Genomic DNA, 14659 nt, shown 5'->3' on the forward strand with positions numbered 1-14659 from the left:
ATTTCTGTTGCTCTTTATACTAGAATTAGCATTGGAGAGCCAAAATCATGAGTTATCTGTTTGGATCTGCTTTTATTCTACTGACTTATTTAACCATTGCAGGGTTTAAATTAGACCGAGAATACCAACGGGGGGTTGTTTTCAGATTAGGGCGAGTACAGGCGGTGAAAGGGCCGGGTTTATATTGGATTATTCCCGCCATTGATCAAAAAGTTCAAGTCGATATTAGAACAAAAACCGTTGATATTGAACCCCAAGAAACAATTACATCGGATAGTGTTACCATTCGCGTTAATGCAGTTTTGTATTACCGTTTAATTGACCCATCTAAAGCAATTGTTAAAGTCGAAAATTATGAAAAAGCTGTTTATCAAGCGGCGTTAACAACCTTGAGGAATGTCATCGGTCAAAACAGTTTGGATGATGTTTTACAAAATCGAGATAAAATTAATCATAAAATTCAAGAAGTTGTTGATGAGATGACAGAATCCTGGGGAATTATCATTGAACGGGTGGAAATGAAGGATGTTGAAATTCCCACTTCTATGCAACGTGCTATGGCAAAAGAAGCCGAAGCATTCCGCGAAAAACGAGCGCGTTTAATTAAAGCTGAAGCGGAACAAGAAGCTTCAATTAAATTAGCAGAAGCCTCCCAACTGATTATGAAAAATCCCGCAGCTTTAGAGTTAAGGCGGTTACAAATGTTATCGGAAATTGGCGCTGAAAATAATACTACAACGATTGTTGTACTTCCTTCAGATTTAACCTCATTAGCTCAAAATTTAGCCGTTAAACCCCAGTCCAAAACTTCTCTTCCTGCGAAAACCGAATAAAAAGGTTTTTCAACCCTATTCCCTATTCCCTACCACTATAGGCTACAAATCTAAGGGTTAAAGAGAGATTGATTAATTTTCATCCCAAATGAACCCGTTTAAGATTAAGCTAGAAGTTTAGACGTTTTTTCTTGAATCACCATCATGAACTTCCCGTTATCAACAACAGATTGGCTAGAGCTTTCTAAGTGGGTTGGAATTGCGACTTTAGCTTTTGCCGCAATTACGGCTTTAGCTTTTATTTTTAAATGGGGAATTCGGTTTAGATTAGTTGGAATCACGGCCTTTACAGGGGTTTTAACCGTCGGAGTTTTTGGCTTAAGTTTAGGTCTATTTTATCATGTTGAAATTCCGGGGGCAGTCCGTTATAGCCGGGTTTTTGATGATGGCGGTAGACAAATTGTAATTGCCGTTCCTCCTAATATTACCGAAACTCAATTAAACGCCACATTACGTCAAGCGGCGGCGGATTTATATTCTCCGGGACGAGGTGGACAATTCCAAGAAGCGTTGTTAATTCGTGCCCGCACTCTGGTTCACCCGAATGAAGATGTGTCTCAACCCGTCTATTTAGGTCAGGTGAAACGTTCTGTAATTGAACGAGAAAATGATAACCTAGACATTCAGATTTTTAGTAAAAATCTGGGTCGTTTACAACAGTTTAACTCTTAAATTCTGTTGAAGTTTAATCCGCCTTTTGAACGATTAAATGGGTCGGTTGATATTGCAGAATAAATGTTGTCATTATCTCTCGTTCTTCGATAGTTGGAGTGGCTAAACATCCTGATGTTCCCGTTTGAGAAACATAGGAAAAAGCCGAAGGATCATAATGCACCCCTAACCCTAATCGTTGGGTAGAAAAAGTGGGTGTAATTCCTGACCAAACCCCCCCAAATTCTCCGGGTGCCTCTTCTACAACACCCGGAGCATCAAAGGTATAAATCCCAAAGGGTAAAGGCGTTTGAGAACCGGGTTCATCGGAGGGAATTTGTAGACCAATGCGTCCAGAAACACAACGGACGGTATTAATAATTTTACCCGTATTATCGATTAATTGGGTTTGATAAACTTGTAAACCGCCTCCAATTTGTTCCTGAGTTTGTGTCGCCACAATTTTAGAGCCTGGAAGGTTTAAAATATCAGGATTAATAATCGTTAAAAATGCCGCAGCAACCCAACGATTTGTCCCGATGGGTGTCCAGATTTCACCTTCGATATTCACAGACTCCCCGCTAATTGTAACCGGGGTTCCATTTTGTAAAACCTCAACAATTTCACCATTAGGAGTCGAACGAACATTGAGGGTATCACCCGGAGTGTTAACAATAGCAGTCGAATTCATATCACCCTTTGCCAGCTAATTTAATTTATTCTATCCTATTTTTTGGTATATGCCATCTCTCCCATAATATAGGTGGCTTGAATGGCTCGATCATCTCCTAATATAATCAGTGTAAAGACTTTTTCGGCTATTTCTAATCGGGTTTGATTAGATAAAATTTGTTGATTTTTTAACCTCATTAACGGGGTTGCATTACAGTTTATAACAATAAAATCTGCTTCTTTTCCAATTTCAAAGTTACCAATTTTATGATCTAGTTTTAATGCTTTTGATCCGCCTAATGTCGCTAAAAATAAGGCTTGAAAGGCGGATAAGGTTTGGCTTTGTAATTGTGCAACTTTATAAGCGACCTTAGCAGTTTGCAGCAGGGAAAAACTGGTTCCCGCACCAATATCGCTTCCTAAACCCACGTTAATAGGATGAATTTTAGATTTAGCTTGATGGAGTTTAAACAGTCCGCTTCCTAAGAATAAATTAGAGGTTGGACAAAATGCGATCGCCGATTTTGCTTGGGATAACCGTTTAAATTCATCATCGCTTAAATGAATACTATGGGCAAAAATTGAACGGTCTCCCACTAAACCTGCTTGATCATAAACACCTAAATAGTGTTGAGCTTCGGGAAATAATTCAGCCACAAATTCAATTTCTTTAAGATTTTCGGAAAGATGGGTTTGTAAATAAACATCAGGAAATTCTGTTAATAATTTTGCTGCTAACTTTAACTGTTCAGGACTGGATGTAATCGCAAATCGAGGGGTAATAGCATATAGTAAACGTCCTTTTTTATGCCATGTTTGAATTAATTGTTTCGTTTCTTGATAAGAGGTTTCTGGGGTATCTTTTAAATAATCCGGTGCATGACGATCCATCATCACTTTACCCGAAATCATCCGTAAATTTCGCTGATAAGCTTCTTCAAAAAAAGCCTCAACGGACTGGGGAAAAACTGTGGCAAAAACTAAGGCGGTTGTGGTTCCATTTTTGAGGAGTTCATCAAGGAAAAATGCTGCAATTTTTTGAGCATATTCTCGACTACTAAATTTCCGTTCTGTGGGAAACGTATATTGATTTAACCAGTCTAACAGTTGTTTTCCATAGGAGGCAATCATTTCGGTTTGGGGAAAATGAATATGGGTATCAATGAACCCCGGCATGATTAATAAATCGGGATGATGGGTCAGGGGAAATCCTTGATATTTGTCTTTTAAAGTGTTATAATAGTCAAAATCTTTAATAATGCCTGCTTCTACCACTAATAATCCATCGGGAATATAACGAACGCTGTTCTCTTCTGATTCATAAAAGGGATCAGCAATAAAGTCTAAAAATGATGAGCGGAATAGTTTTAAGTTGGTCATAATTGAGAGTTATTAGGAGTTGTGAGGTGGTGCGTGCGCTGGGCTTACGCACCCTACGGGGATGGAGTTTGAGCCAATTTTTCATAAAGACGAAATTGAGCAATTTTATAAATTTCTTCTAAGGCGGTTAGTTTTTCTTCCTCAATAGAATGATTAAGCCGTTGTTCAAAAGCTGATAAAATACTGGCTTTTGTATGATTTTTAACGGCAATAATAAACGGAAAACTGAATTTGTTTTTATAAGTTTTATTTAATTGATGAAATTGTTGATATTCAGAAGGTGTTAAACAATTTAACCCAACTCCTGCTTGTTCCTTAACCGAGGCTTCTGCCATTTTTGCTTTACTTCCTAAGTCAGGATGAGCGCAAATTAACGCGAGTTGTTGTTGTGAATCACTATTTTTAACAATATCAACCATGGTTTGATATAATGATTGAATATCTTCAAAAGGTCGTTTTAACCAAGCTTGTTCAGCAACCCAAGGAGATGCTTCAAAAATAGCTCCTAATGTTGTGATAAATTGCCCTTGAGTCATTTGATTTAATGCGGATAAGGAATAGCTATTTGTCATGTCTAACTGCCTCGATAGGTGCTATAAGACCAAGGTGAAACTAATAACGGAACATGATAAGCGACGGTGGGGTCAGCAATGCCAAATCGAATCGGAATTTGATCTAAAAATAACGGTTGAGGAAGAGATTGATATTGGGTTTTAAAATAGTCTCCCACCGCAAAGACTAATTCATAGATTCCTACTTTGAATTCTGTTTCTGTTAATAAAGGATTGTCGGTTCTCCCATCGGAATTGGTGACTACTGTTTTTAACTGAATTCGTTCTCCTGTTTCTACATGAATTTGCCATAATTCAATCCTTAAATTAGCAGCAGGACGACCATTAGCCGTATCTAATACATGAGTTGTGAGTTTAGCAACCATAGGATAAGAATTGAAAGGTTAAAATAAGTTTCAGAAACCGGGTTTCTAATTCAAAACTCTAACTTTTAAACAAAATTATTGCAGAAACCCGGTTTCTTACTGAGAGGTCTGACTTTTAAACAAAATTATTGCAGAAACCCGGTTTCTAATCGTTTACTGAAATGGCCCCCCTAGAATCGTTTTACATAAAGCATCTGTAACATCACGTTCCGTTTCTTGTTTCAATTGTTCATACCATTTTTGGGTTAACTCTGGGTCTTTACCATAAATCATATCTGCACGTTTTCGAGCTTTGAGAACCAGGGTTGATGTGCGTTCTTTGCGCTCTGCTTCATATCGTTTTAAGGCATATTCTACGCCTAAATTAGTCGTTAATAAAAATCGAGATAATATTTCAGCATCTTCCATCGCTTGACACCCCCCCTGTCCTAAAGTTGGAGTCGTAGCATGAGCCGCATCTCCTAACAATGCAACTCGACCTCGAACAAAGGTTTCTAAGGGGTCTAAATCATGAATTTCTAAACGGTTTGACTCATAAGGATTTAGACGTTCAATTAAACGTTGAACGGGAAACGGCCATCCTACAAAAATCTGCTTTAATTCCTGTTGACGATACTCAGGTTCAACCCAAGTTCCTTTGGCCATCGGACAACCAAAAAAATAATAAAATCGATTATTTCCTATGGGCATCATCGAGGCACGTTTACCCTCTCCGACATAAATGACCCAGGTATTTTTATCGCCTAAATCTTCCTGAATTTCGATTAAACCATTCCAATTAACATAATCAGCATACCGCAATTCCACCGAATGACCAACAACATAATCGCGTAACTTAGAATGAATTCCATCCGCCGCAATTAACACATCGCCACTGGTTTGATATCCATCAGCAAAATAGGCGGTGACTCGATGTTCATCTTGTTCAATTCCAATACATTGAGCGTTGAGTTTAACCGTTTCCGTATCGTTATTAAACGCTTTTAAGAGTAAAGATTGTAATTCCGTCCGCGAAACCGGATAAGGTCTTTGTCCGACCGTTTCTATCACCGGATGTAGAGAAATTCGATTCAATAATTCATGGCGATGACTGCGATATTCCATCACATCCATCAGTCCCCCAATTTTAGCAACTTCATCACCCAACCCTAAACTATTGAGAACTTTAACCCCATTTGACCAAACTGAAATTCCAGCACCGGCGGGACGAATTTCGTTTGTTTTTTCATAAATTTCAATGGCATATCCTGCCCTTCGCAGGGTTAAACCTGCGGTTAATCCGCCAATTCCTGCACCAATAATAATAACTTTAAGATGATTCATAATATTAAGGGTTAGAAGATGGCTCTAAGGCAATTTGAGTATAGAGTTTTAAAGCCGAACTCCAAACTAAATAACCTTGTTGACTTAAATGCAAACCATCCGTGCTTAACTCCGGTCGTAAATTGCCGTCGGCATCGGTAAATAAAAAATGTAAATTAAAATAATAAGCACCTTCTTCCTCCGCTATTAATTTTAACGATTGATTGAGATTCCGAATCCGTGCATTGGAAATTTTTAATAAACGGTCACGCCCTTCCCAACTAGACTGTTTACCACTATGGGGAAGAATAGATTGGACAACAATTTGAGTATCAGGATGTACCCAACGTAAATCTCGAATAATTTCCCGATAATTATTTAAGAGTGTCGTATCGTCTACCCCGCGAATTAAATCATTAATCCCAATCATGACAAAAATAATGTCTGGTTGAGTAATATCAAACAACTTAATTCGCTTTAATAATCCGGCGGAAGTTTCCCCAGAAATCCCTTGATTTAACCAAGTTTGTTCTGGGGGTAAAAGTTCAGACGGAAACCACAAACTTAAGGAATCTCCCGCCAAAATCCGTAAATGTTCCGGTGAGCGCTCCGCAACAGCATTCGCTTCCCGCTTTAACTGTTCAACCCACTGTTCATATGTCCAGCGATGACGAGGGACACCGACCGAATTGATTAAAGCCGAGTCCGATGTTGATTGTAACTGAGTGGCCCCAAGAGCATCCGTTAACGATGATGTCGTTGCACCTGAAACAGATTGCCTCTGCATTATCAATCCCAGAATGATAAATAAGAGTAACCCATTGCTGATTAAAGATATCCAAGCCCAATGGGGAATCGTTTTTGAGCGAATGAACACTGGATTCCAATACTGCTTAAACAAGACTGACTCAACCTAATCCGTCCATTTAACATTTAACATCCCTTTCCCTGAAATGGGCAAAAAAAATACCCCGGCTTGGGGAGGAGGGGGAGATGGGGGGAGGGGGAGATGGGGGGAGGGGGAGACAAGGGGACGGGGAGACAAGGGGACGGGAGAGGGAGAAGAGGGAGGGGGAGACGAGGGGGAAATAATTAGGTTCCGCACTCCGCACTCCGCACTCTTGACGCACTCCGCACTCCGCACTCCGCACTCCGCACTCCGCACTCCCCACTACTAACTCCGCACTCCGCACTCTAATTAATAACGACTACTAACGCTACTCCCTTTACCGGGAAAACTAGAACCCGAACTGCCTAGACCGGGGCCAACGTCATCTTTGAGGAATCCTGCGTAGGCTTCCATACCGTGTTCGGCGATATCCAAGCCTTCAAATTCTTGTTCAGGATGAACCCGTAACCCAACGGTGGCTTTGAGGGCTAACCAGAAAATCGTACTCAGAACAACGGTAAACCCGCCAATGGAGAGAATACCGAGAATTTGTACTATTAAATTAGCACCGCCAAAAACTCCAGCCATTAAGGTTCCAAAAACGCCACAAACTAAGTGAACAGACGTTGCACCAACGGGGTCATCAATTTTGATGCGGTCAAAGAAACCCACAGAGTAGACAACAATTACCCCAGCCAAGCCACCAATAATCACAGCGCTCAAATAGCTAACAGAATCACAGCTTGCGGTAATCGCCACTAAACCCGCTAAAATCCCGTTAATAATCATGGATAAATCCGGTTTACCATCCTTAAACCAGGATGTAGCCGTTGCAGTAACCCCGCCCGCCGCTGCGGCTAAGTTAGTTGTAACAGCAATATAGGGGATTTGTTCGTTGGCGGCTAAAGTGGAACCGGGGTTAAATCCAAACCAGCCTATCCACAGAATTAAACAGCCCAGGGTGGCAATACTCATGTTATGACCGGGAATGGCGCGAGATTGTCCATCAGCCCCATATCTCCCTAAACGGGGGCCAAGGAACGCAGCCCCCATTAAGGCCGCCCAACCCCCAACGGAGTGAACGGCTGTTGAACCTGCAAAATCTTTAAATCCGGCTTGGGCTAACCATCCCGCACTATCCCAAACCCAATGACCTGTAATCGGGTAAGCAATCCCAACCAATAGCAAACTAAAAAGTAAAAAGGCAATAAATTCAATGCGTTCAGCCACAGCCCCCGATACAATCGTTGCAGCTGTTCCAGCGAAGGCAACTTGGAACAGGAAATATAACGAAACGGGTAATCCTGCGGGAAAGGGACTTAAACCGTAGGTTTCTGACTGTCCGGTGAGGAAATAACCGCCTCCACCAATGAAGGGGTTTTCTCCTCCAAACATAAAGGAAAATCCAAAAGCCCAGAAAATCAGGGTCGCTAAGGCGAAGACAATTAAGTTTTTCGCTAAAACGTTAACCGCATTTTTCTGGCGACAGAAGCCGGTTTCTAACATACAGAAACCCGCGTTCATAAAAATCACCAAAATGGAAGCGACTAAAACCCACGCAATGTTTAAATAACCCTGAACAATTTCTGGGGTGAGGGGGGGAGCATCTTCTTGAGCAACGGCGGCAAAACCCCATACCCCAAAGATAATCGCCGTTAACGGGATACAGGCTAACCAACTGGGAGACGGCCATCGAGAATGCTGTAATTTCAGGATTAGAGCATTGATTTTAGCGGTGAAACGACTCGTCCTTTGCTGTCGCCGTTTTCCTGGATATTGAGGTGTTTTGGGAATAAACATCGTGTTGGATTTATGAATTGATATCAGTAGAGGAAATAAATTCCACAATTCTAGGGAGTGATGCTAAATCAGTTACAGAATCAATCACGGGTTTTGTTTTTTGAGTTCAAGGTTATACGCAAGTGATAGTGTTCATCACCCTTCGAGAAAAGCCCCGTGCTTAACTCTCAGTTTGTGCTAGTTGATGAAAGGCTGACGTCATCCTCAATGGCATCAACCAGAGGTTACGGCTAGTTCAGCACCTTCAAAGGATTGCTAGTAGGTGGCTGATTGTTAACTAAAGTGTTAACAATTTTTGATAGATTTTTAACAGATTTTCTGTATTCAACAATACTGTTTTTGATCCCCTTTCCGCTTATGGAAGGGGTTGGCGAGTCAGGGAACGGGGAACACCGAACAGGGGGAAAAGAGAATAGGGAAGAGGGAACAGGGGATAAGAACAAGTGATTAGACACCCAATTAATGATTTATAGCAAACATTTAAGGGTTCTATATTACTTCAGAGTAAAAGCATCTCGAAAGTCAAGAGCAATCTGACTTGAAAGGATAAGGTTTGATTGAAAAATAATATTCTATCCTTTAATATTTGCTAAAAATAATTGAGCGGGTGGTTAATGACTTTTTCCTATTCCCTATTTTCCTGTCTGTTCCCTGTTCCCTGTTCCCTGTTCCCTTTTGTAGTATTCTTTTTAAACATAGTATCTCACCGTAGTTACAATCCGACATTGATTACTTCGCAAGGCTTGACGAATAAATAAAGCCGTTTGATTGTGTAACAGTTCTTCCCACCAATAACGAGTAACAATTGAGGGAATAATCACCGTTGAAAAACCGTGAGGACGTTCAGCTTCAAATTCACTCACAAATTTTAGAATCGGTTGTACAACTGAACGATAAGGAGAATCTAAAATAACGAGGGGAACATGAATTTCTAACTCTTCCCATCGTCGTCGCAAAGCAGCTTGATTTGTTGTGCCAATATCAACATGAATGGCTACAATTTCTTGAGCGACTAAACGAGCATAATCTAAGGCTTCTAAGGTTCCTCGATTAGGATATCCGACTAAAACAATGGCAGAATGTTTAATCGTGGTATCTGGGGCAGGTAAAGGACAGCGATAAGGTGAAAGTTCCTCATCTCGAAAATGTTTGGCAAGATTTTCATAATGATTATGAATCTTTAAAAAGAGGATTACTAATAAAGGAATTGCCAAAACAACTAACCAAGCTCCCAATAAAAATTTAGTGGCAATAATGACCCCTAAAACTATCGCCGTTGTTAAGGCTCCCACACCATTCATGACGGCGCTTTGTTGCCATCGGGATGATTTACTTTTAAACCAATGAACTACCATTCCTGATTGTGACAAGGTAAAAGAGGTAAAAACACCCACCGCATACAGGGGAATTAAGGCATTAACTTGACCTTTAAAAATAATAATTAGAACCGCAGCACACAAACTTAATAACCGAATTCCATTAGCATAAACTAGACGATCTCCTAATAAGGATAATTGACGCGGTAAAAATCCATCTCGTGAAACTAAATAAGATAATCGCGGGAAATCGGCATAACTGGTATTAGCCGCTAATAACAAAATAAATAAAGTGGCTAATTGTAGAAAATAATAGAAAAAACCATTGCCAAAAATTTCGCGTGCGAGTAAAGAAACCGTTGTTTGTCCTTCTTCGGGAATAATATGATAAGCTTGGGTTAAATAAGTAATCCCAATAAACATTAACCCTAAAATTCCCCCCATCCACAATAATGTTGTGCGAGCATTTTTCCATTCCGGCGGTTTAAAAACTAACACGCCATCAGAAATTGCTTCAACCCCCGTTAAAGCGGTACATCCGGCTGCAAAGGCGCGTAAAATTAAGAATAAACTTAAGGGTTGACTAACAGGAAGTACGGGAACCGTTGCTATTACCTGACCTGTTGAGTATTTATAAAAACCTAAACCCATTAACACAAACACACTGACAATAAAACTATAGGTTGGGATCATAAAAATCCGTCCCGCTTCCTTAACACCGCGCAAATTCGCAACCATTAACAACACCACCGCAATTAAACACAGTTCAATAGTGTAGCCATCAAGAGCAGGAATAGCAGAAGTTAGGGCGGCAATTCCGGCCGAAATACTAACTGTAACCGTCAGAATATAATCAATTAATAATGAAGCGGCGGCGACTAACCCAGCATGAAGTCCTAGGTTTTCTTTCGCTACTAAATAGGCACTTCCTCCTTGCGGATAAGCACGAATCGTTTGACGATAGGATAAGGTAATTACAAATAACAGTAAAATAATACCCCCCGCAATAGGTAAAGATAGTCCTAAAGAACGACTTCCCGCAGCGACTAAAACCAATAAAATTTCCTCCGTTGCATAGGCCACAGAGGATAACGCATCGGACGCTAAAATGGCTAAGGCTGCAAAATTGGTCAGGCGTTCATGACTATAGGCACTGGTGGGTAACGGTTTACCCAGTAGAAAACGATTAATTTGAGATAGGGTGAACATAGATCCTTAAAACGGTAAACTTAGGTTCAATCTAAAACCTAATGATTAAGGTATTCTACAGGATAGGAAATCTATTTCTAAGGTTCAAGTCATCTGCTTAACAATTCTGCCAATGGACTGAGCTTTAATCGACCAGAATCATCGATAGAGGTTAGACTGAGGATCAGAAAAATTTAACGAAGATTAAAACATCAAAATTGAATTAAAGCTATATAATTTCTTAATAACTTGGACAGTCGAAGACAATGATTGGCCCTCAATCCTAAATTGATTGAATTGATTTGAGCATTTCATGAATCCTAAACCTGACTGGCTGAAATTATTATTGATTGCCTTAGTGATTCCAACCTTGGTTTTAAATGGTTGGGTCTTATTGCTCACGTTAGAATACTTTAAGTCTATCATTCATATTTTTGTAACGGCAATTTTATTATCTTTTCTCTTAGATTATCCAGTCCAAAAACTGCAACGATATGGCCTGCAACGAACAACAGCCATTTTAGCCGTATTATTGATTACCTTGATGATTTTGGGAGTTTTAGGAATCACCTTGTTTCCGATTATTATTCAACAGTTTAATACCTTAATCGAACGTCTTCCCAGTTGGATTGAGTCAGGAAACCAACAAATTAAAACCTTTGAAGCTTGGGCAATTAGTCGGAATATCCCCGTTAATGTTGGAGGAGTAACCGTTCAACTTTTGGAACGCTTATCCAGTCAAGTTCAAACCTTAGGAGGAGATGTAATTGGAGGAGTTTTAACCGTTTTTGGTCGAGTATTAGATGTTGTGATCATTGCAGCTATGACCTTTTATCTGTTATTACATGGAGAGTCACTTTGGGATGATTTCTATCAACTATTTCCCACTAAAATTCGGGTTCCGGTTCGTCGTACCTTAAGAAAAAATTTTAAGAATTATTTTATCGGTCAAGCCTCCGTTGCTGGACTATTAGGAGGATTCATGACCTTAGCATTCTTCATTATTAAGGTTCCCTTTGGATTGTTATTTGGAATGGTTATTGGGGTGATGGCTTTCTTTCCCTTTGGAGGAAGTTTAGGGATTATTTTGGTTTGCTTTTTAGTGGCTTTAAATAGTATTTGGTTGGGAGTAAAAGTGTTAATTACAGCGATTATTGTTGATCAAATTGTAGAAAATGGAATTGCCCCACGCCTCCTAGGAACATTTACCGGATTAAACCCCGTTTTGATTTTAATTTCCCTTTTAATTGGTGCTAGAGTGGCAGGTTTTCTCGGATTAATTGTTGCTGTTCCCCTAGCCAGTTTTTTCAAATCCTTAATCGGAATACTACAAACCCCCTCCTCTGAAGCTTTTTAGATATTTGCCAATTTTCTATCTTTTTTATTCATTAAAATTAACCATGAAAAAACATTTAATCATTTTCACTCGCTATCCTGAACCTGGTAAAACCAAAAGCCGATTAATTCCTATTTTAGGAGAAAAAGGTGCCGCTAATTTGCATCGTCACATGACCGAAAAAACCCTGATTACAGTCCGAGAATTACAAGCATTAGATCCCCTATCCATAGAAGTTCGATTTACCGGGGGAAATTTAGATGTAATGCAGAATTGGTTAGGATCGGATTTAATTTATGATGCTCAATGTTTTGGGAATTTAGGCGATCGCATGAGAAACGCTTTTGAAACAGCATTTCATGAAGAAAAAACCCATATTATTATGGTGGGAACAGATTGCCCCTTTTTAACCGTTGATATTTTAGTTCAAGGATTTAAAGCTTTAGAAGATCATGCAGTTGTTCTAGGGCCAGCAAAAGATGGGGGATATTATTTAATTGGATTAAACCATTATATCCCCGAACTTTTTCAAGATATTCCTTGGGGAACTTCAAAGGTTTTTAAAACAACCATCAAGTGTTGTCAAACCCTGAATTTATCCGTGAGTGAATTACCCCTTTTATCAGATATTGATCGTCCTGAAGATTTAGAGTCTATGGAATTTATTGCTTTAAAGGAAATAGAGAATAAAAGAGTTGATTTTTAATCTTTAGTCCGTTAAAATCCTTAATTTTTAATCAAAAAATCTATGGAACTAATAGAACAGACTTCAACTCAACTGCTTCTTAAAGACTCCAGCACAAGAGTTTTGCTTATTAGATTGGTTTGTACTCCATTTTTAATGTTTGGAATTCTGGGATTATTTATCGTTATTACTGAAAAAGTATTTCCCAGTTTGTTTATTATTTTTTGTTTGTTGGTCGGAATTTTAGGCGTTTTTTTTACCTCTCATCAAACTATTTATTTAGATAAAAATCAAAACAAATTAACCCTGAAAACTAAAAGATTATTCGGAACAAAAAAAGCAGAATATCCCCTTGATAATCTCAATATTAGGGTGCAAAGGACTTCTTTCCAAGTCAAAACCTATTCTTCAATTTTAATCAGTCAAAAAGAACCCATTTATATTGTTGTTTTAGAAATCCCTTCTGCTGGTAAAACTATCAAGATTTCTAGTAATTATAGTTTACTTCAAAATCAAGCCCTTGAAATCGCTAATCAAATCCGTACTTTTCTCGATATGCCTCCATAAACATTCTTTCAAGCTCAAATTTCTGCTAATCCTCAAACATCCCTACTGGGGGACAAGGGGACAAGGGGACAAGGAGACAAGGGGACGGGGGGATGAGGGGACGGGGGGATGAGGGGGAGCAGGGGGACGGGTGTAATAGCCAAGTGTTTATTGTCAACCGTTAACTTCCATAGATTGTTCCTGCATAAACCTAAGTAATCTGGGATGATGGAAAGAGGATTTTTCTATAGTGTCATCCTATACCGGAACTATTTGTGAGGCGAATGATATGGAGGTTAATGAATTATTAAAGCGTTATACAGAGGGAGAGCGGTTGTTTCGAGCCGTTAGCCTAGTTGGAGTGGATTTAAGTGGGATTGATCTCAGTGAAGCCATTATTGCCCGGGCTAACCTGGAAAATACATCCTTTATTGGCGCCAATTTAACAGGGGTCAATTTTCGAGAAACAAAGTTTATGGGGGTTGACTTCACCGACACGAACTTGAGTGATGCGAACTTAATTGGCAGCTATTTGAGTGATACGAAGTTTAACCGAACAAACTTGACCGGGGCGAGTTTACGGGGGTCTTCTTCCAAAAATGTTACCTTAACTCAAGCGAATCTCACCGAAGCTAACCTCACCGAAGCCAATTTCAGCCAAGCCAATTTTGTTGGTGCCAATCTAACCCATGCTACGTTAGTCCGAACAAATTTGATGAAAGCCAATCTCACCGGAGCCATTTTAGAAAGTGCTAACCTAACCAACGTGATTATGCGAGAAACCACCTTGGAAGGAGCCAACTTAACAAATGCAACCCTGAGTGGGGGAATGATGATTGGAGCTAACTTTCATGAAGCGGATTTAACACGAGTGACAATGATTGGGGCGGATTTAAGTGAAGCTAACTTGAGTGAAGCCAACCTGCGAGGAGCTAACGTGACTTGGACAACCTTACGCGGGGCGAATATGAGTCGAGCTAGACTCTACCGCACAAAATTATCTTGGTCAAATTTAAGTGGTGTAAATCTGATTGAAGCGATTATGATTGATACTAAATTAGATCGAGCGAATTTAAGAGATGCAGATATGAGAGGTGCGATTTTACCCAATAAGTAGGCGGTGA

General features: G+C 39.7%; 14 protein-coding genes. 6 read left to right on the forward strand and 8 right to left on the reverse strand.

Going from position 1 to position 14659, the window contains the following annotated elements:
* Positions 1 to 47 precede the first annotated feature (47 nt).
* Positions 48 to 833: a slipin family protein gene (locus H6G57_RS10530; protein WP_190518359.1), complete on the forward strand. Its 786-nt coding sequence runs from the start codon at positions 48 to 50 to the stop codon at positions 831 to 833.
* Positions 834 to 977: 144 nt separating this feature from the next.
* Positions 978 to 1505 (forward strand): Ycf51 family protein, encoded by a 528-nt coding sequence (locus H6G57_RS10535; RefSeq protein WP_190518361.1) that lies wholly within the window; start codon positions 978 to 980, stop codon positions 1503 to 1505.
* A gap of 13 nt (positions 1506 to 1518) precedes the next feature.
* On the opposite strand, the gene H6G57_RS10540 is transcribed toward H6G57_RS10535, so the two are convergent.
* The 8 genes from H6G57_RS10540 to H6G57_RS10575 all read right to left on the reverse strand — a co-directional run bounded on the left by H6G57_RS10540 (position 1519) and on the right by H6G57_RS10575 (position 10989).
* Positions 1519 to 2175 carry an SH3 domain-containing protein gene (locus tag H6G57_RS10540; protein ID WP_190518363.1) on the reverse strand — a complete coding sequence of 219 codons (657 nt, stop codon included), beginning with the start codon at positions 2173 to 2175 and terminating at the stop codon, positions 1519 to 1521.
* Between the two features lie 35 nt (positions 2176 to 2210).
* Complete coding sequence (gene guaD, locus H6G57_RS10545) at positions 2211 to 3536, reverse strand: guanine deaminase (RefSeq protein ID WP_190518364.1); 1326 nt, start codon at positions 3534 to 3536, stop codon at positions 2211 to 2213.
* A 53-nt stretch (positions 3537 to 3589) separates the two neighbouring features.
* Positions 3590 to 4108 (reverse strand): 2-oxo-4-hydroxy-4-carboxy-5-ureidoimidazoline decarboxylase, encoded by a 519-nt coding sequence (uraD, locus tag H6G57_RS10550; protein ID WP_199314160.1) that lies wholly within the window; start codon positions 4106 to 4108, stop codon positions 3590 to 3592.
* A gap of 2 nt (positions 4109 to 4110) precedes the next feature.
* On the reverse strand, positions 4111 to 4473 hold the full coding sequence (uraH, locus tag H6G57_RS10555) for a hydroxyisourate hydrolase (protein WP_190518371.1): 363 nt from the start codon (positions 4471 to 4473) through the stop codon (positions 4111 to 4113).
* A gap of 153 nt (positions 4474 to 4626) precedes the next feature.
* The gene (gene hpxO, locus H6G57_RS10560) at positions 4627 to 5796 is read right to left on the reverse strand and encodes an FAD-dependent urate hydroxylase HpxO (RefSeq protein WP_190518373.1); all 1170 of its coding nucleotides are present in this window, start codon (positions 5794 to 5796) and stop codon (positions 4627 to 4629) included.
* Positions 5797 to 5800: 4 nt separating this feature from the next.
* Positions 5801 to 6562 carry a GDSL-type esterase/lipase family protein gene (locus tag H6G57_RS10565; RefSeq protein ID WP_199314161.1) on the reverse strand — a complete coding sequence of 254 codons (762 nt, stop codon included), beginning with the start codon at positions 6560 to 6562 and terminating at the stop codon, positions 5801 to 5803.
* A gap of 411 nt (positions 6563 to 6973) precedes the next feature.
* On the reverse strand, positions 6974 to 8464 hold the full coding sequence (locus tag H6G57_RS10570) for an ammonium transporter (protein ID WP_190518377.1): 1491 nt from the start codon (positions 8462 to 8464) through the stop codon (positions 6974 to 6976).
* Positions 8465 to 9153: 689 nt separating this feature from the next.
* On the reverse strand, positions 9154 to 10989 hold the full coding sequence (locus H6G57_RS10575; protein ID WP_190518379.1) for an APC family permease: 1836 nt from the start codon (positions 10987 to 10989) through the stop codon (positions 9154 to 9156).
* A gap of 292 nt (positions 10990 to 11281) precedes the next feature.
* Here H6G57_RS10575 and H6G57_RS10580 point away from each other — a divergent pair, with 292 nt between their 5' ends.
* The 4 genes from H6G57_RS10580 (at position 11282) to H6G57_RS10595 (ending at position 14652) form a co-directional block, all read left to right on the forward strand.
* Positions 11282 to 12325: an AI-2E family transporter gene (locus H6G57_RS10580; protein WP_190518380.1), complete on the forward strand. Its 1044-nt coding sequence runs from the start codon at positions 11282 to 11284 to the stop codon at positions 12323 to 12325.
* Between the two features lie 43 nt (positions 12326 to 12368).
* Positions 12369 to 13010: a TIGR04282 family arsenosugar biosynthesis glycosyltransferase gene (locus tag H6G57_RS10585; protein WP_190518382.1), complete on the forward strand. Its 642-nt coding sequence runs from the start codon at positions 12369 to 12371 to the stop codon at positions 13008 to 13010.
* Between the two features lie 42 nt (positions 13011 to 13052).
* On the forward strand, positions 13053 to 13556 hold the full coding sequence (locus H6G57_RS10590; protein WP_190518384.1) for a hypothetical protein: 504 nt from the start codon (positions 13053 to 13055) through the stop codon (positions 13554 to 13556).
* A gap of 268 nt (positions 13557 to 13824) precedes the next feature.
* Entirely contained in the window at positions 13825 to 14652 is an 828-nt protein-coding gene (locus tag H6G57_RS10595) for a pentapeptide repeat-containing protein (protein WP_190518460.1), read from the forward strand.
* Positions 14653 to 14659: the final 7 nt, after the last annotated feature.

Origin of the sequence: Planktothrix sp. FACHB-1365, assembly GCF_014697575.1 — a bacterium.
GTDB lineage: Bacteria > Cyanobacteriota > Cyanobacteriia > Cyanobacteriales > Microcoleaceae > Planktothrix.